This window comes from Bradyrhizobium sp. I71 (assembly GCF_022354745.1).
GTDB lineage: Bacteria > Pseudomonadota > Alphaproteobacteria > Rhizobiales > Xanthobacteraceae > Bradyrhizobium > Bradyrhizobium liaoningense.
This window is the reverse complement of sequence record NZ_CP059398.1, coordinates 2462029-2479015: the sequence shown is the minus strand read 5'-3', so window position 1 is coordinate 2479015 and position 16987 is coordinate 2462029. Positions and strand designations below refer to the sequence as shown.

Here is a 16987-nt window from a genome sequence, read left to right as displayed (position 1 = left end):
CCGGCAAGCCGCTGAGCCAAATAAGAAAAATCTTTCCGCGGCGCGGCGACAGACAGTCGTTTCGCCCAAATCGGTGCCCTCTTGCGAAACAGCCGTTCGCGCTGCTCACGCGCCGACGCCGAGGAAATCCCGCGCCAGGTCAGGGTTGGCGGTGAGCTCGGCGGAGGTGCCCTCGAACACCACATGGCCGTTGTTGAGGCCGTAGACGCGGGTGGCGAAGCTCAGGGCCGCGGCGACGTTCTGCTCCACCACGATCATGGTGCGGCCTTCGCGCGCGAGGCTGGCGGCGACGTTGACGAGGTCGCGCACGATCAGCGGCGCCAGTCCCTCGAAAGGCTCGTCGAGCAGGATGATGCGGGCGTCGCGGATCAGCGCGCGGGCGATCGAGAGCATCTGCTGCTCGCCGCCCGACAGCGTTCGTCCGAGAGACTTGCGTCGTTCCTTCAGGCGCGGAAACACACCGTAGATGCGCTCGAACGACCAAGCGTTCGGCGCGGTCAGGGCCGCGATGCGCAGGTTCTCCTCGACCGTCAGGCCGCCGAAGATCGCGCGCTCCTCCGGGACAAGCTGCACGCCCATGTTTGCAATCGCGGATGGAGCGAGGCCGCTGATCGGCTTGCCATCGAGCCGGATCTCGCCACTCCTCGGGGCGAGCACCCCCATGATCGAGCGCAGCGTCGTGGTCTTGCCGGCGCCGTTGCGACCGAGCAGCGCCACGACCTCTCCCTCCTCGACCCGGATCGAGAGGTCGAACAGGACGTGGGAATCGCCGTAGAGCGTGTTGATGCGGTCGACTTCAAGCAGGCTCATGCGCGTGAAGCCCTCCGAGGTAAGCGTCCTGAACCTGCTGGTTGCCGCGGATCTCGTCCGCCGTGCCGTCGGCGAGCAGGCGGCCTTCGTAGAGCACGGTGATGCGCTCGGCGAGGCCGAAGATCGCGTCGAGGTCGTGCTCGACGATGACGATGGTGCAGGTCCGGGCGATGTCGCGGATCAGCGCGCAGGTCGCGGCGCGTTCCGACGGGCTCATGCCGGCGAGGGGCTCGTCGAGCAACAGCACCTTCGGGCTCGTCGCAAACGCCATGCCGATCTCGAGCCGCCGCTTCTCGCCGTAGGCGAGGATGTGCGCCGGCGTGTCGGCGCGCGCCGTAAGATCGAGCAGCGCCATGATCGCCTCGATCTGTGCCTCCACCTCCGGCAGGCTGTCGGCCGTTCGCAGCAGGTCGATCCGCAGCGGTCCGCGGCAGCGCGCCAGGGCGGCGATGCGCAAATTCTTCCGCACCGAGAGATTTGGAAAGAGCTGGTTCAACTGGTTGGACTTGGCGATGCCGAACTGCGCGGTCCGGCTGACGCCGTGGCCGGTCACCTGCGATCCGAACAACAGCACATGACCCGAGGTCGGGCTGACCTCGTCCAGCAGCATCTTGAACAGCGTGCTCTTGCCGGCGCCGTTCGGGCCGATCACGGCATGAATGGATCCGCAGCGGACCTTGAACGAGACGCCGTCGACGGCTTTCAGCCCGCCATAGTGCCGTGCCAGCGCACAGGCCTCCAGGGCAACGTCGCTGTCGCCGGTGGCGGGTGACGGCAATGGCAGGGCGGTGTCGCGCTCCCTGCTCGATGCGGTTTTCACCGCGCCGGCCTCGATCGCCTCGGTTGCGGCCTCGGCGGCCCGACGTGCGGAAAGGGTCCGGCGCTCGGTCAACCAATGGATGATCTCGCCGCAGATGCCGCGGCGCAGGCCCACGACCAGGACGATGAAGGCAATGCCGAGCACCAGCTTCCACAGCGTGGTGAGGCCGGGAATGAGCTGGAGATTGTCGCGCAGCCAGAGCCAGACCGCGGCGCCGACCAGCGGTCCGATCAGGGTGTTGGCGCCGCCGACGATGGTCTGGACCACGAGCTGGCCGGACGTCTCCAGCGAGAACGCGTCCGGCGGCATGTAGCTCTGGAACGAGCCGAGCAGGCCGCCGGCGAGTCCGGCGTAGAGCGCGGCGATGACGAAGGCTGCGAGCTTGTAGGCCGGCACGTTGTGGCCGAGCATTGCGACGCGCGCAGTGTTCTCCTTGATCGCGAGCAGGATCGCGCCCACGGGAGAGCGGACGATGCGGCGTGCCAGCACGTAGCCACCGAAGAAAATCACCGCGAACAGCACGTACATCGGCAGGCCTGCGCCGATGCGGATGGCATGCTCGCCGAAGCCGAGCACGGGCACCGGCACTCCGGGAATGCCGTTCTCGCCACCAGTGTAGTGCGACAGCGGCGAGTTCTCGATGAAATAGGCCATCTGGCCGAACGCCAGCGTGATCATCGTGAAGTAGATGCCGATGCGGCGCACCGCGAGCCAGCCGACGACGAGCCCGAATGCGCCGGCCGATATCGTGCCGGCGGCGAGCGCCAGCCACACGCTGCTCAGCGCGCCGGAAACCAGCAGATACGCCGTGACGAAGCCGCCGACGCCGTAGAACGCGGCCTGGCCGAACGACAGGAGGCCGGCGAGGCCAAACAGGATGTCGAAGCCGAGCCCGATCAATCCCCAGTTCAGCACCCGCGTCAGCAGGTCGATGGAGAAGCCGAGATGCGGCAGCGCCACCGGCGCCGCAATCAGAGTGGCTAGAATCGCGAGCTCCGGAATGTGGCTCCGCAGCCCGCCCGATCGCGACCTGTTCATACCCGTCCTTCCGAGCCGAACAGGCCCTGCGGGCGCAACACCAGGAGCAGCGCCATCAGCGCGTAGAGCATCACTTCCGAATAGGAGGAGTTGAACGCGCTGGTGAGGCTGACGATCTCGCCGGCGATCAGCCCGCCGACCACCGCACCCGGGAACGAGCCGAGGCCGCCGAGCACGATCACGACGAAGGACTGCGCCATGAAATTCGCGCCCATGTCCGGCGTCACCGCGACGACCGGAGCATACAGCATTCCGGCGAGGCCGACTGCGACGACACCGATCGCGAACACCAGCAGGAAGGTGCGCCGCAGGTTGATGCCGAGGATGCCGACCATGCCGGGGTTCTCGATTCCGGCGCGAACCACGAGGCCCATCGAAGTGCGGTAGAGTACGAGATAGAGGCCGACCAGCAGCGTTGCGATGATGGCGATGAGCTGGAGGCGGTAGGTCGGATAGATCAGGAAGCCGAGCTGCGTTGCGCCCTGTCCCCATGACGGCGTCGGCACGCGCTGCGCGTTGCCGCCGAAGACGGCGCGCACGCACTCCACGAGCACGATGCCGATGCCGTAGGTGACGAGGATCTGGTCTTCATGCGGCCGGCCGTAGAAGAAGCGGATGATCAGGCGCTCGAGCAGGAAGCCGAGCACCAGCATGAAGCCGCAGCCGACCGCGATCGCGAGCAGGAACGACTGGGTGTATTGCAGCATGACGAAGGCGGCATAGGCGCCCACGGCGAACAACGCGCCGTGGGCGAAGTTCAGGACACCGAGCGTGCCCAGGATGATTGTCAGGCCGCTGCTGACGAGCGCCAGCAGCGAACCGAGGGCGAGGCCGTTGAAGGCCTGCGAGGCGAGGGCGGGCCAGCTTGGCATCTGGGCGGCTCAGGTATAGGGGCCGAGCTTGCAGCCGAACAGGTCCGGCGGATTCATCACGCTCTCGCCTTCTGCCACGTCGACGATCTCGTAATAGTCCTCGGGTCCCTTCATCGCCGCCGGCGCCTTGCCGCGCAGGACCGGGATCGGGCGCACCATCTGGTGATCCTCGGCGCGGAAATAGACCCTGCCGATCGTGGTCTCGTAGGGCTGCTCCTTCGAGGCCTCCATCGCCTTGATGACGTCGACCGGATTGAAGCTCTTCACCCGTTCGACCGTCATCGCCCAGAGATAGGTCTGCATGTAGCCGATATGGGCGCCCCAGCGCGGGTGATATTTGTTCTTCGCGACGAAGGCGTCGACGAAGCCCTTCGCGAGCGGATAGCGATCCGACAGCGTCCACCAGAAGTCGCAACTGCCATAGACGCCCTGCATGATTTCGGCGCCGAGCTCCTTGTCCTGGAACGAGGACAGGTTCGGCACCACCAGTTTCATCTTCTTGAGCACGCCGAATTGCTCGGCCTGCTTGGTCGAGGCGACCGCGTCGGCGCCGAAGGCGATGTTGACGAACACGTCCGCGCCGCTGTTGGCGATGTTGAGAAGCGCCGAGGAATAGTCGGTGGTGCCGAGCGGAACCACTTCCTTGGCGACCTGTTGCCAGCCCTGTTCCTTCGAGAACTTCGCGAAGCTGTCATAGACCGTGTGGCCGTAGGTATAGTCGGGCACCAGGAAGGCGGTCTTCATGTTCTTGCCGAGCGCCTTGGCGACGACGGGCGCGAGCGCCTTGGCGGCCATGTAGGCGTTCTGCTGCGAGCGGAAGCCATAGCGCTGGCAGTTCTTGCCGGTAATGTCGTTGGAGCCGGCGATGCCCACCATGTAGAGCACCTTTTCGCGCGAGCCCAATTCCTCCAGCGCGATCGCGCTGGCGCTCGACACCGAGCCTGAAAGCATGATCGCCTTGTCGCGCTGGATGAACTGCGTGGCGCTCTGCACGTCGAGATTGGGTTTGCCCTCGGTGTCGGACACCTTGTAGCGGATCTGGCGGCCGAGCACGCCCTTGCCTTGCAGGCCCCACTTCTTCGCGGCATCGCCGCCCGCGTTGATCTCCGAGATCGCCAGCTCGTAACCAAGCTTGAGATCTCCGCCGTCGCCGGAGAAGACGCCGGTGAGCGGAATGGTCAGTCCGATGAAGACCGAGTCCGCGGTGACGCCGTCCGGGAAGGTGCCGATGCTGGCCGGCGTCTGCGCCCAGGCGGCGCTACCTGGAAGCACGAGACCGGCAGCGGCGCCGGCGCTTCCGAGCAGAATCTGACGACGATCGAGCTTCATGACTCACCTTCCATGTTTCATCACCGCCGGATCGGCCGGTGCATTGCGGTTGGGTACGAGCCGGGCTACGACCCGGCATCGATGTGGTCGCTCTCCGCGTCCGGCTGGGACGCCGCGCTTCCGGTGAAGGACACGGGATTGAGCCGGCGGCGGTTGACGCTGAGGTCGAAGACGTCGAATCGGTTGTAGTAGCCGACCACGTCGTGAAACTGCTTGGGCTCGATGCAGCGATTGAGATCGATCTCGGCGTAGAGGATGCCTTCCTCGTCGCGCAGCGCCTCGCCGATCTGCTCGCCGGTCGGATCGAGGAAGAAGGTTTCCGCGCGCGGCGTCGCGTCGAGCACGGCGGCGGCGGAGGCGTCGCGCGCCACCAGCATGTCGCGCGCCGCCTTGTCGAGCACACCCGCGGTGACGAGGCCGAACACCTTTGCCTCGAAGCAATGCGCGCTCGCCCGGATCCGGGTGGCTGCTGCGATGTGGTAATTGCCGCCACCGGCCGGCCGGCGGGTCGGCCAAACCGGCGGCCAGCTCGAAATATGAAGCTGCTCACCCTGCGCCATCAGCGAATAGCGTGCCAACGGGTTGGTGTTCTCGCCGCAGATCAGTTGCCCGATCTTGCCGAGCCTGGTGTCGACGACGCGCAGGCCCGCGCCGTCGCCGCCGCTCCAGATCAGCTTCTCGTAGAAGGTCGGCACCAGCTTGCGGTGGTGGTTGAGGATCTCGCCGTCCTCGCCGATCAAGAGGTTGCTATTCCAGATGGCACCGACGCTCGCCGGCGACTTCTCGCTGATGCCGATCGACACCACGACGCCGAGCGCGCGCGCTTCGTCGCGGATCGCCTTGATCTCGGGGCCGTCGACCAGCACGGACTGGTCTGCCATGCGGACGAACAGGTCGTGATTGTCGATCGGAGCCCACAGCGCAGCCCATACCGGGAATGCAGGAATGAACGTCTCGGAGAATGCCACGATCTCGGCGCCGGCGGCGGCTGCCTCACGGATGAGCGAGATTGCCTTCTTTGTGGTCGCCGAGCGGTCTAGAAACACTGGCGCAGCATGGACCGCGGCGGCCTTGAAGCGAGGAAGCATGGCTTTGTCCTTGGTTCAGGACAGGCTAGTGGGGTCCCCGGGGCCTCGATACAGACAATCCTGCAAGACGGCTTGCAGGGGGCGACAATCCGTCCCACCGTACGTCGCTGGCACAACGCTTGCTGTCTGGCGGGCATGCAGGAGTTCAACTCGCTCGACTGGGACGACCTCAAGATATTTCTTCACGCAGCCCGCGGCGGCAGCCTGGGCAGTGCGGCCAAGCGCCTGCGGGTCGACCAATCCACCATCAGCCGGCGGATCGCGCATCTCGAATGCGCGCTGGGCGCGACGCTGTTCGAGCGTTCGCCGCAGGGGTTGCGTGTCAACGAAGCCGGCGAACGCCTGCTCTGTCACGCCGAGCGGATCGAGAGCGCCGTCATTGCGATGCATCAGGACGTGCAGCGCGGCGGCAGCCGGATGGCGGGCCGCGTCCGGCTCGCGACGATGGAAGGCATCGCCTCGCTCTATCTCGCTTTCCGCTTCGCACCGCTGCGGCAACGTTATCCGGATCTCACCGTCGAGCTCCTGACCTCGCCGCAGGCCGTCTCGGTCAATCGCCGCGAGGCCGATATCTTCCTGAGCTTCTTCCGTCCGCCGGGGCAGGGCATGGCGTCCGAGCGGCTCGGCAGCTTTCAGCTCGCCCTTTACGGCTCCCAAGATTATCTGGCACGCGAGGGCATGCCGGAACGGCCCGCGGACCTCGCGCGCCACAGCTTCGTCACCTACATCGACGATTTGATCCAGCTGGACTCGGTGCGCTGGCTCGACGACATCATCCGCAATCCGCCGGTCAGCTTTCACTCCAACAGCATGATCGCGCAGATGAACGCAGCGGCCGGCGGCATCGGCCTGGTGCTGCTGCCGAGCTTTGCGGTGGCTGGCCGCAGCGATCTGGTTCCGGTGTTGCACGAGAAGATGTCGACGACGCGCGACGTCTGGATCAACGTCCACAGCGACCTCCAGTTCGTGCCGCGCATCCGCGCCGTCTCGAGCTATCTCAAGGCGATGTTCAAGTCGGACCCGCTGATGCAGGCGGATACGTCGGGCCGCAAGATGCTCGACGCGCTGCTGGTGGCGGATACCGCGGTCGTCGCATTTCAGAGCGGCTGAGGGCGCGACGGCTAAGCCGTGCGGCGGCCGAACGCCAGCACGTGCAGGCCGAGCCGCTGCCGCACGATCCAGAACAACAGCACCGTCTCGAAGCTCAGCGAGATCGAGGTCGCGGCCGCGGCGCCGTGGCCGCCATAGCGCGGCACCAGCGCAACGCAGAGCACGAGGTTCATCACGAAGGCCAGGGCATAGGCCAGCGCGCAGATCTTCTGCTGCCCGAGCATGTTGAGCAGCCGCTCCACCGGCCCGATCGCGGAGCGCACCACGAGCCCGATCGCGGCGACGAACATGATGTCGTAGCCGATCACGAATTGCGGCCCGAACAGCCAGAGCAACGGCTTGCCGAGCACGAGCAGAACGATGGTCGCCGCCAGCGACGGCCAGAACGTCCAGTTGATGGCATGCGCCACATAGGCCGAGAGGCGCGCCTTGTCGCCGAGCGCATTGTATTCCGCGAAGCGATGCGCCGTCGTGGCCGACATCGCGTAGTGGATGAACGAGACCAGCGCCAGCGTCTTCACCACGGCGAAATAGACGCCGACCTCGTCCGAGGGACGGAATTGCTGCAGCACCAGCACGTCGGTGTAGGACAAGAGCAGGTAGAAGCTCTCAACCAGCAGGATCGGTAGTGAGACGGCGAGCCAGCCCCTGACGTCGTAGGCCTTGGGTCCCGGCTCGATGTGATCGGCGAGCTTGCGATTCAGCACCAGCATCTGCCCGGTCATCGCGATCCAGACCGCACCTGCGCTCGCAACCATCGCGGCGACCGCGCCGAGATGATAGCCGAGCAGGAAGGCCGCGGCCGTGAGGCCGATGATCAGCGCCTGGCGGATGATGAATTGCGGCATCAGGCCGAGCTGCATCCAGTCATGCGAGCGCGCGATGCCGTCCTGGGTGTTGGCGACGACGAAAGCAGGGAGGGTCATGCAGCCGATATAGAGCGGCAATTCCTCGGCCGGATCGATCCACGGCGACAGCAGCTTGACGATGCCGGCAAGGGCGAGCGAGACCAGCGTCGACACGGCAAAGGTCAGCCAGCGGCTGCCGGAGAGAAAGCCGCGCAGCAGCGCCTGCTCGCCGCTGGTGCGATACTCCGGGATGATCTTCTGCGCGGAGGCGGAGATGCCGAAATCCATCATGCTGCCGAGCAGCAGCACCCAGGTCCAGACATAGACATAGACGCCGTAGTCGGACGTGCCCATCCAGCGCGCAAGCAGAACCTGCGAGACATAGGCGAGCCCCGCGCTGATCACTCGGATGACGAAGATGGTGCCGGCGAGCCGCCGCGTCAGCGACGCCTCGGTCGATCCGCCGGTCAGCTTGGCCCGCAGCCGCGCGATCAGCCCGGCCGGTCCGGTCGTTCCGGGTTGTGCATCCATCACGGCCACGTCGAACAGCCCCCAGGCGTCCCGCATACTGCGGCATGCCAGGGGACTAGCAACCATTCGTTAAGATTCGGTTGGGTGGACGCTAATTCAAGTTCGTATTGAACTCGTACGCCTTGTCGGGCCCGACCAGCGTGAACTTGAGCGCCGCGCCATCCGGCTTGGCGCCCGGCGGCAGCCCGTCGAGCTCGAAAGAAAACCGCATCACCCCAGGCGGGCTGTGCGGCACCGGCGTGGGAATCGGCAGCGCCCAATCGGGCGTCGGCCCTTCCACGAACAGATTGACGTTGCGGCTGTCCGGCGTCACCACGTCGACCACGACATTCTTGGGCCCGTCGCGCTTGACGTCGCGAATGGTGAGCGGATTGGGGTCGCCGATATTGGCGGGCTTGGGCACGGTGTCGAGCGCAGCACGCAAGTTCGCATCCTCGGTCGAGGCGACGCTGTTGAAGCCGAGCTCGGCGCTGGCCTCGACGGGAATGCAGAGCTTCTCGCACACCGCGTAATTGATCTCGGCGCGCAAGGTCACGGGCTTGTCGGCGGCCTTGGCGACGATGCGCAGGGGCAGCACGATCTGGTTGTGGTAGCCGATCGAATGGCCGCCCGCGCCGTCGTCGAACTTCAGCGGTGCCGGCCACATGATCGTCACTGCCTCGACATTGTCGGACTTCGAGAAGTCGAACCGCGGTGGCACGCCGGAATCGCCGGGTGTGCGCCAGTAGGTCTTCCAGCCGGGCTCGAGCTGGAACGCAATACCGCCAAGCAGGACCGCGCCGCTGCGCGATCCCGCCAACAACCGCACCGCGGAATGTCCGTCGCGTTGCCATGGCGACGCGTCATCGGCACGGGCGGCGATGGCCAACGACGACGCAAGCAGGGTTGTCGCGACGCCAATCGCCGCACGCAGGGGAACTCTTGTGAGCATGGTACGTCTTTACAGGGTGGCTCCCGGCCAAACCATTGAATTGCTTGTGATGGTGCACTTGAATCAAGCCCGTGCAAGCCTTGATTTGACAGCGGACCGGCCCGACATCAGGATAGGAATTGAAACCGGAGTGCTTCACCGATGGCTCCCACAGGCAAGAGGACGGGCGAAAGCACCCGCAGCTCGGGCCCCGTACTGCCCAATTCGGCCGGTTATCTCGACGGCCGGCTCCTGATTGCGATGCCCGTGATGGGTGATTCCCGGTTCGAGCGGTCGGTAATCTATCTCTGCGCCCATTCGGCCGAGGGAGCGATGGGCATCATCGTGAACCACCCTGCCGGCAGCATCGACTTCCCCGAGCTGCTGCAGCAGCTCGGCATCATCAGGAAGGGCGAGCACATCAAGCTGCCGGAGAATGCCGAAAGCATGAAGGTGCTGCGGGGCGGACCGGTCGACACCGGCCGCGGCTTCGTGCTGCATTCCAGCGACTTCTACATCGAGAATGCGACGTTGCGGATCGATGATGGCGTCTGCCTCACCGCGACCGTCGATATCCTGCGCGCGATCGCCAACGGCTCCGGCCCCAAGCACGCCATCCTCGCGCTCGGCTATGCCGGCTGGGCGCCGGGACAGCTCGAGACCGAGATCCAGAGCAACGGCTGGCTGCATTGCGATGCGGATGCGGATCTGATCTTCGGCGACGACGTCGACGACAAGTACAACCGCGCTTTGCAGAAGATCGGCATCGATCCCGGCATGCTCTCGAACGAGGCCGGGCACGCGTAGCTGGCGCCGTCGTCCCACCTCCGCTGTCATGCCACGGCTTGACCGGGGCATCCAGTACGCCGCGGCGGATGTGGTGAGAACGATTCCTCAAATGCAGGTCTCTGGAGTACTGGATCGCCCGGTCGAGCCGGGCGATGACACCGGTTGCTGAGCAAATGCTATTCCGCCGCCTGCTGCTGCACCGTCGGCTCGGTTCCCGCCACCGTCGCGCGGCGCATGTCGCGGGGCTGGGACTGGTCGTAGCGGCGGACGCGGTGCATGGTCTGGCGGTTGTCCCACATCACGAGGTCATGCAGCTTCCACTTATGCACGTAGACGAATTCCGGCTGCGTCGCGTGCTCGTTCAGGTCGCGCAGCAGCAGCCGGCCCTCAGGCACGCTCATGCCGACGACCTTGCCGGCATGCGATGAGAGATACAGCGACTTGCGGCGATGGACGGGATGGGTCCGCACCAGCCGTTGCAGCACCGGCTTGAACATCTCCTTCTCCTCGTCGGTGTATTCGGTGAAGCCGAGCGATCCCCGCGAATACATCAGCGAGTGCTCGCAGACGAGGTCCTCGATCTCCGCCTTCGTCTCGTCGTCGAGTGCGTCATAGGCCGCGCGCATGTCGGCGAATTCGGTGTTGCCGCCCTTCGGATTCACCACGCGCGCCGACAAAAGCGAGAATTTCGCCGGGATGGGACGGAACGAGCTGTCGGAGTGCCAGAGGCAGTTGCCGAGATTGAACAGATGCGCGCGGCTGTCCTTCGCAAGCGGCTTGCCGTCCTTGCCGAGATTGGAGACGTCGTTCAGGCCGGATTGCAGCCGGTAGTCCTTCTCCTTGGTCACGGTGCCGCCGCGCGCGTCCTCGCGCCGGCCGAAATTCAGCGCGAAAGCCATCTGCTGCTCGTCGGTGATGTCCTGGTCGTGGAAAACCAGCACCGCATATTTGTCCATGGCCGCCTCGACCTGGCGCGCTTCATCCGGTGTGAGAGGCTTTCGCAAGTCGAGGCCTGAAACCTCGCCGACAAAATGCTTCTGAAGCTGCCGGATGGCGATCGTCATGACGTTCTCTCCCGCGGGTCGCGAGCGGTTACCCCCGCTCTGTTGACGAAAAAGCTACTCCCGCGCCAGTCGTTGTCAACGCTTCGAGCGCATGGCTCTCACGCGTTGCGGGCCATCAGCCCGCCATCGACCGGAATCACCGCGCCGGTGAGGAACGATGCCGCTGGCAGGCACAGGCTCAGCGTCATGTGCGCGACCTCTTCAGGATCGCCATAGCGGCCGAGTGCGGTGCGGCGCTTGGCGTAGATGGTCTTGTGCTCCTCGGAGATGCGGTCGGTGATGGCGGTGCGGATCGGTCCGGGGCAGATGCAGTTGACGGTGATGCCCTCGCGGCCGAGCTCCACCGCCAGCGAGCGGGTGAGGCTGGCGACGCCGCCCTTGGCTGCTGAATACGGGCTGTGCAATGCGGTGGCCCCGAGCGCTTCGGTCGAGGCGATGTTGACGATGCGCGGGCTCTTCGACTTGCGCAGGTGCGGCAGCGCAGCACGGATGATGCGCGGATGTGCCGTCAGCATCACGGCGATGCCCCTGGCCCAGGCGTCCTCATAGGCCTCGTCGTCGATCGCAACACGCACGGAGATGCCGGCATTGTTGACGACGATGTCGATTGCCCCGAAATGCGCGGCGACATCGCCGACCACGCGCTTGATCTCGCCGCCGTCGGCGACGTCGAGCTTCCACGCCCTTGCTGCGCCACCGCTCGCCGCAATCTCCTTGGCGACAATATGCGCGCCCTGCTCGTCGAAATCCGTAACGGCCACGTTCGCCCCCTCGGTGGCGAACACGCGCGCCGTCGCGCGCCCCATGCCGCTGGCCGCGCCGGTGACGAGAACCGTGAGGCCCTTCACGGACCGGCTGAGCTCCCTGGAGTCGGACATGCTGTTTTCCTCGCGCCGTGCTTGTTCTTGTTGTGATTGACAAGGCTGGCATCGATCCGCAGACAGGTCAAACAAGCAAGACGAAAGGGGAGGCCGCGATGGCGAACGAACTCGATTTCTCGGGCAAGCAGGTGCTGGTGGTCGGCGGTTCCAGCGGCATCGGCAACGGCATCGCGTAGGCTTTTCGCGCGAGAGGCGCGCATGTCGCGGTTTGCGGCACGCGTGCTCGGCCTGCGGAATATTCCATCGAGGAAGGCTCCGATCTCACGGGCCTCGCCTATGCCCAGCTCGACGTCAGCAATGCCGGAGCGATCGAGGCGTTCAAGCCGTCCTTTGACAGGCTCGACGTGCTCGTGCTCGCGCAGGGCGCGGTGCTCTATCGCCGCGGCGAGTTCGAGATGGCTGGCTTTCGCAAGGTGGTCGAGGTCAACCTGATGAGCCTGATGGCCTGCGCTACGCGCTTCCATTCCATGTTGCGGGATTCCAGGGGCTCGCTGATCATCGTGTCCTCGACAGCGGCCTATCATTCCACCATGGGCAATCCCGCCTACAATGCGTCGAAGACCGGCGCAGTCGGATTGACGCGGACGCTGGGCGAGGCCTGGGCCGAGGACGGCATCCGCGTCAACGGCATCGCGCCGGGGCTCGTCGACACCAAGATGACGAAGGTGACGACCGACAATCCGAAGCGGCTCGAAGGCGCGCTCGCGCGCATCCCGCTGCGACGATTGGGCACGCCGGCCGATATGGCGGGCGCGGCGCTGTTCCTGGCCTCGCCGCTGTCGTCCTACATCATCGGCCAGACGCTGGTCGTCGATGGCGGTCTCATTCTTTGATCCCGTGGAACTGCACTGCTCCTGATCGGTTACTTGGGTTGACCCCCCGAGGAGGAGCAACATGGATACGGATCGGATTGTCGGATCGGCCAAGGAATATGCCGGACGCGCGGAAGGCGCGATCGGAGACATCGCAGGCGATGCCAAGACGCAGGCGTCGGGCAAGGCACGGGAAGCTGCAGGCACGGTGCAGAATCTCTACGGCCAGGCCAAGGATGCGGTGCGTGATGCCACGGACACCGCCGCAGGCTATGCCAAGGACGCCTACGAGAACAGCGGCGAGACCTTCCGCGACGGCTCGAAGGCAATCGCGCAGAAGGTGCAGGACAACCCGCTCGGCGCGCTGCTGGTCGCCGGCGGCATCGGATTCGCGCTCGCGCTCCTGATGTCGCGACCCGCGCGCCGTCCGCCGCCGCGTTGGCGCTATTGAGGCATGATCCGGAAAAGTGCGTAGCGGCTTTCCGAAAAGATCACGCTTAAACAACAACCTAAAGTGCGATGACGATTCATCCTGATCGCGTCGCGCTTCAGGGCTCGGCCAAATGCCACGTCAATCCGGGCTCGCACCTTCCGGTGCGGGCCCGGAGTTCATTCATCGGTAGCGATGATGGGGCTGATGGGTCCGGGCTCGCGCCGCGGGCGCCCCGAATGACATCTCAAATCGGCAAGGCAGATTACCGGAACATCTCCGCCGCTCGCCCGACATTGGCAGGCGGGCGCGGAATCCCTGGATTGGAATTCGGATTGCGCGGCCCCGGGGCCGGCGTCCATTGGCGCGGCTGCGGAGAGCCGAAGCCGAAGCCGAAGAAGTCCCGGCCTGCGGGCGTCGCCTGGGCCGGCTGCTGCGGCGGGACCTGCGGCTTCTTCGGCGCGAGCTTCGGCGGCGCGATCACCGCGGCCGCTCCTGGCGACCCCTGCGCCGTGCCGCCGTCGGGCGTCGTTGCGGCCATCGGCGTATCGCCCTTGGCCTGCTCACGGCCGACCTCCCGGCGCGGCCAGGCATAATCGTCGGCGCGGCCGGCTGGAGCCGCCAGCGGTTCACCCTTCACCATGGTCTTGGCTGCGAGCGCATCGACGGCGGCTGGACGCGTGCCCGGCCCGCCCAGCAATTGATCGGTCGAAATCGAGGCTGCAACCAGCGGCACGATCGGCCCCGCCAGCGGCCGCGGTGCGGGCTTGCCCGGCTCGGCGCTGGTATCGGGGGTGGCAGGCTCGCTCGGCAGCGCGATCGGACCGGAGCGTGCCGCGAGCAGGCGCGTGATCTCGCGCTCGACATAATGCGCGAGCTTGCGCGCGCCGGCCTTGGTGAAATAGACGCCATCGGAGCTGCGGAGCTGACGGATCTGACCTTCGAAGTCCGGGCCCTTCTGGAGGAAGCGGCCGGCCTCGTCGACGAAGCCGTCCCACACGTCGACATAGGTGATGCCGGCCTTGGCCGCGCCCTCTCGGTACAGCGAATCCAGGAACAGCGTGTCCGCGGTGCCCTTCGTTCCGCGAACAGCGGGCAGGCCGACCCAGAGAACCGGCACGCCCTTGGCCTTGAGGATGTTGGCGAGCTCCTCGATCTTCTTGCCGTAGAGCTCGACCCAGCGGTCGTCGCGGAATTCGTAGAGGCCGTTCGGGTTGCGCGCGGTCTTCTCCGGCGCGGCTGCGGGCGTGTCGGCATTGTCGGCATCGTCCTGCGGCAGATCGGCATCGGCAGGCTTGTCGTCCGGCTTGGCCGCGGTATCGGTGCCGGGCTTCGTCTCGCCGGGCTTGGCGTCACCAGGCTTTGCCTGCGGCTTGGCGCGCGCGCCTTTGTCGCTCTTCTTGTCTTTGTCCTTCTCCACGGCCGCCTTGTCCGTCTTGTCGGCAGCGGGCTCACGGATCGCGATGCGGTCGTTCAGGCCGAGCATGACGACGATCACGTCGGGCTTCTCGGTCTCGAGAATGCCCCTGGCCGCCGCCGCCCAGTCCGCGGGCTCACCCTTCGGCTGATACTTGATGAGGCCCGACGTGGTCTTGTGCTTGCGGATCACGCCCATATCGGGCTGCTCGCTGTAGGCGTCTTCCAGGCCATAGGCGAGCCAGTCGGCCATGGCATCGCCGATCACCAGCACGTTCTTCTCAGGAATGGTGTCGCGTTTCGCCGGCGCCGGCGCGCGCGAAAAATCCTGACGCGGCGCCTGCGGCTGTTGCGGCGGGTACGGCGCGAAGAAGTCGCCGCCGAACCATCCGCCGCCTCCTCCGCCGCCCCGTGGTGGCGGGGCCGCTCGCTGCGGCGGGCCGCCGAAACCGGGGAAGTTGAAGAACTGCGCCGAGGCAGGTCCTGCGACCGAGACCAGGATTGCAAGCGCCGTCCCCAGCGCGATCAACGGGCCGGTCTCGGTCAGCACCTTGAACAGGGACTTCTTCGACATGCGATCTCGGGCGCGCGCGAGGGGATTGGAAGCAGCTCGATATAATAACGGAATCAGGCCGCAAACGGGCAGATTCTCTTTGCAGATTCTTCTCCATAGGCCGGGGAACGGCCGCCGGCGTCAAGGCCGCCTGTCGAAATCCCGCCTCAGGGTTACTTTTGGCGCGATTTTACCGCCCGCGCAGCCGGTCCAGCACGTCCGATGAGGCAAATCCGTCGGCGGGGACCCCGATCGAGGCCTGGAAGTTGCGCAGGGCTTCCCGGGTCTGGCCGCCGAACTGGCCGTCCGGGGTGCCCTTGTAGAAGCCGCGCTGGGCCAGCAGCTGCTGCAGTTCCAGCCGCTCGGTGCGCGCCAGCTCGCGCTCCTGTCGCGGCCAGGGCTGCACGAAGGGCTGCCCCCCGCGCAAGCGATCGGCGAAATGGCCGATCGCCAGCGCATAGGCCTCGGCCGGGTTGTACTTCATGATGACGCGGTAGTTCTGCAGCATCAGGAAGCCCGGTCCTTGCGCGCCGGCCGGCGCCAGCAGATAGGCTTTCTCCGCCGGGTGCGGGAAGGGCTGCCCCGTCGCCCGCTTCAGCCCAAGCTTCTCCCATTGCGCGATCGTCATCCCCTTGGCGCGGTCGGCCAGCATGTAGTTGAAGCCCTGGGGCACGACGACCTCGTAGCCCCAGGTCTGGCCGGACTGCCAGCCGTCCTTCTTCAGGTTGTTGGCGGTGGAGGCGATCAGGTCGGTGGGATTGTCGACGACGTCGCGCCTGCCGTCACCGTCGCCGTCGACGGCGAAGCGCTTGAAGGCGGTCGGCATGAACTGGGTCGGGCCGAAGGCGCCGGCCCAGGAGCCGCGCAGCTGCTCAAGCCTGAGATCGCCGCGGTTGAGGATCTCCAGCGCGGAGAGGAACTCGTCCTTGAAATAGGCCTGGCGGCGGCCGATGCAGGCGAGCGTCGCGGTCGATTGCAGTACGCTGCGGTCGCCCATCTGCGTCGAGTAGTTAGACTCGATGCCCCAGATCGAGGCGATGATGTAGCGGTCGACGCCGGTGGCCCTTTCGGTGGCCTCGAACTGCGCCTTGTACTTGGCGAGAATTTCGCGGCCCTTGGCGAGGCGGTTGTCGTTCACCAGGATGTCGAGATAGTCCCAGATCGACTTGGTGAACTCCGGCTGCGAGTCCATGAGGTCCATGATGCGCAGGTCGGGACCAAGGCCTGCGGTGAAGCGCTGAAAATTCTCCTGCGTGATGCCGCGCCGTGCGGCATCGGGCCACATCGCGGCGACGCAATTGCTGAAATTGCCGGCGGCCTCGCGGATCGCGGCGGCCGTCATCAACGGATGGCCCGAGGCGCCGTCCTCGCCGCTCCAGGGTTGAGCGCCGCCGGGGCCGGGCGGCGCTTGTGAAGGTGCCGGACTGGAGCCGGAGAAGATGCCGCCGAACAGGTTGGACAGGCCGTTCTGCGCCTGGGCGTGCGCGCAGGCCGGCAGCAGCGAAGCGGTAGCAACCATCGCTGCGCCGGTCAGAAATCCCGCCCGTTTTGCCAGCCCTGCCATCGTTTGCATCATGTCCCACCCGTCGGCCTGAAAAAATCCGCCACAGGAGGCCCGGTTAGCGTTGCCAATAGCTTAACAAAGGTGAAATTTTGGTGACGGCCTTTTTCTTAACTCTGACCGGG

At 65.9% G+C, this 16987-nt stretch carries 14 protein-coding genes and 1 pseudogene; 4 read left to right on the top strand and 11 right to left on the bottom strand.

Annotated features, from left to right (window positions below):
- Positions 1 to 105: 105 nt before the first annotated feature.
- The 5 genes from FJV43_RS12215 to FJV43_RS12195 form a co-directional block, all read right to left on the bottom strand.
- A complete protein-coding gene (locus FJV43_RS12215) occupies positions 106 to 810 on the bottom strand; it encodes an ABC transporter ATP-binding protein (RefSeq protein ID WP_131871932.1) in 705 nt (234 codons plus the stop codon).
- Positions 797 to 2668: a branched-chain amino acid ABC transporter ATP-binding protein/permease gene (locus FJV43_RS12210; protein ID WP_239627276.1), complete on the bottom strand. Its 1872-nt coding sequence runs from the start codon at positions 2666 to 2668 to the stop codon at positions 797 to 799. The genes FJV43_RS12215 and FJV43_RS12210 overlap by 14 nt, the downstream gene beginning before the upstream one ends.
- Positions 2665 to 3540, bottom strand: coding sequence for a branched-chain amino acid ABC transporter permease (locus FJV43_RS12205; protein WP_014439677.1), 876 nt, complete (start codon positions 3538 to 3540; stop codon positions 2665 to 2667). The genes FJV43_RS12210 and FJV43_RS12205 overlap by 4 nt, the downstream gene beginning before the upstream one ends.
- Positions 3541 to 3549: 9 nt before the next feature.
- A complete protein-coding gene (locus FJV43_RS12200) occupies positions 3550 to 4869 on the bottom strand; it encodes a substrate-binding protein (RefSeq protein WP_239627274.1) in 1320 nt (439 codons plus the stop codon).
- A gap of 65 nt (positions 4870 to 4934) precedes the next feature.
- Positions 4935 to 5957: a carbon-nitrogen hydrolase family protein gene (locus FJV43_RS12195; protein ID WP_239627272.1), complete on the bottom strand. Its 1023-nt coding sequence runs from the start codon at positions 5955 to 5957 to the stop codon at positions 4935 to 4937.
- A gap of 135 nt (positions 5958 to 6092) precedes the next feature.
- On the opposite strand from FJV43_RS12195, the gene FJV43_RS12190 reads away from it, so the two are divergent.
- A complete protein-coding gene (locus FJV43_RS12190; RefSeq protein ID WP_239627271.1) occupies positions 6093 to 7067 on the top strand; it encodes a LysR family transcriptional regulator in 975 nt (324 codons plus the stop codon).
- An 11-nt stretch (positions 7068 to 7078) separates the two neighbouring features.
- Here the strand turns inward: FJV43_RS12190 and FJV43_RS12185 are convergent, their stop codons facing one another.
- Both FJV43_RS12185 and FJV43_RS12180 read right to left on the bottom strand, forming a co-directional pair.
- Positions 7079 to 8455: a flippase gene (locus FJV43_RS12185; RefSeq protein ID WP_239629399.1), complete on the bottom strand. Its 1377-nt coding sequence runs from the start codon at positions 8453 to 8455 to the stop codon at positions 7079 to 7081.
- An 82-nt stretch (positions 8456 to 8537) separates the two neighbouring features.
- Positions 8538 to 9377 (bottom strand): protein-disulfide reductase DsbD domain-containing protein, encoded by an 840-nt coding sequence (locus FJV43_RS12180; protein WP_239627269.1) that lies wholly within the window; start codon positions 9375 to 9377, stop codon positions 8538 to 8540.
- Positions 9378 to 9518: 141 nt separating this feature from the next.
- Here FJV43_RS12180 and FJV43_RS12175 point away from each other — a divergent pair, with 141 nt between their 5' ends.
- Positions 9519 to 10163: a YqgE/AlgH family protein gene (locus FJV43_RS12175; protein WP_239627268.1), complete on the top strand. Its 645-nt coding sequence runs from the start codon at positions 9519 to 9521 to the stop codon at positions 10161 to 10163.
- Between the two features lie 158 nt (positions 10164 to 10321).
- Here the strand turns inward: FJV43_RS12175 and FJV43_RS12170 are convergent, their stop codons facing one another.
- Together FJV43_RS12170 and FJV43_RS12165 are read right to left on the bottom strand one after the other, a co-directional pair.
- Positions 10322 to 11209 (bottom strand): TauD/TfdA family dioxygenase, encoded by an 888-nt coding sequence (locus tag FJV43_RS12170; protein WP_239627266.1) that lies wholly within the window; start codon positions 11207 to 11209, stop codon positions 10322 to 10324.
- Between the two features lie 98 nt (positions 11210 to 11307).
- The gene (locus tag FJV43_RS12165; protein ID WP_239627264.1) at positions 11308 to 12087 is read right to left on the bottom strand and encodes an SDR family NAD(P)-dependent oxidoreductase; all 780 of its coding nucleotides are present in this window, start codon (positions 12085 to 12087) and stop codon (positions 11308 to 11310) included.
- 98 nt (positions 12088 to 12185) lie between these two features.
- Here FJV43_RS12165 and FJV43_RS12160 point away from each other — a divergent pair.
- Positions 12186 to 12923, top strand: a pseudogene (locus FJV43_RS12160) (SDR family oxidoreductase).
- Positions 12924 to 12984: 61 nt separating this feature from the next.
- Complete coding sequence (locus FJV43_RS12155; protein WP_131871924.1) at positions 12985 to 13353, top strand: CsbD family protein; 369 nt, start codon at positions 12985 to 12987, stop codon at positions 13351 to 13353.
- Between the two features lie 244 nt (positions 13354 to 13597).
- Here the strand turns inward: FJV43_RS12155 and FJV43_RS12150 are convergent, their stop codons facing one another.
- On the bottom strand, positions 13598 to 15322 hold the full coding sequence (locus tag FJV43_RS12150; protein WP_239627262.1) for a DUF459 domain-containing protein: 1725 nt from the start codon (positions 15320 to 15322) through the stop codon (positions 13598 to 13600).
- A gap of 169 nt (positions 15323 to 15491) precedes the next feature.
- Complete coding sequence (locus FJV43_RS12145; RefSeq protein WP_239627261.1) at positions 15492 to 16877, bottom strand: lytic murein transglycosylase; 1386 nt, start codon at positions 16875 to 16877, stop codon at positions 15492 to 15494.
- Between the last annotated feature and the right edge of the window lie 110 nt (positions 16878 to 16987).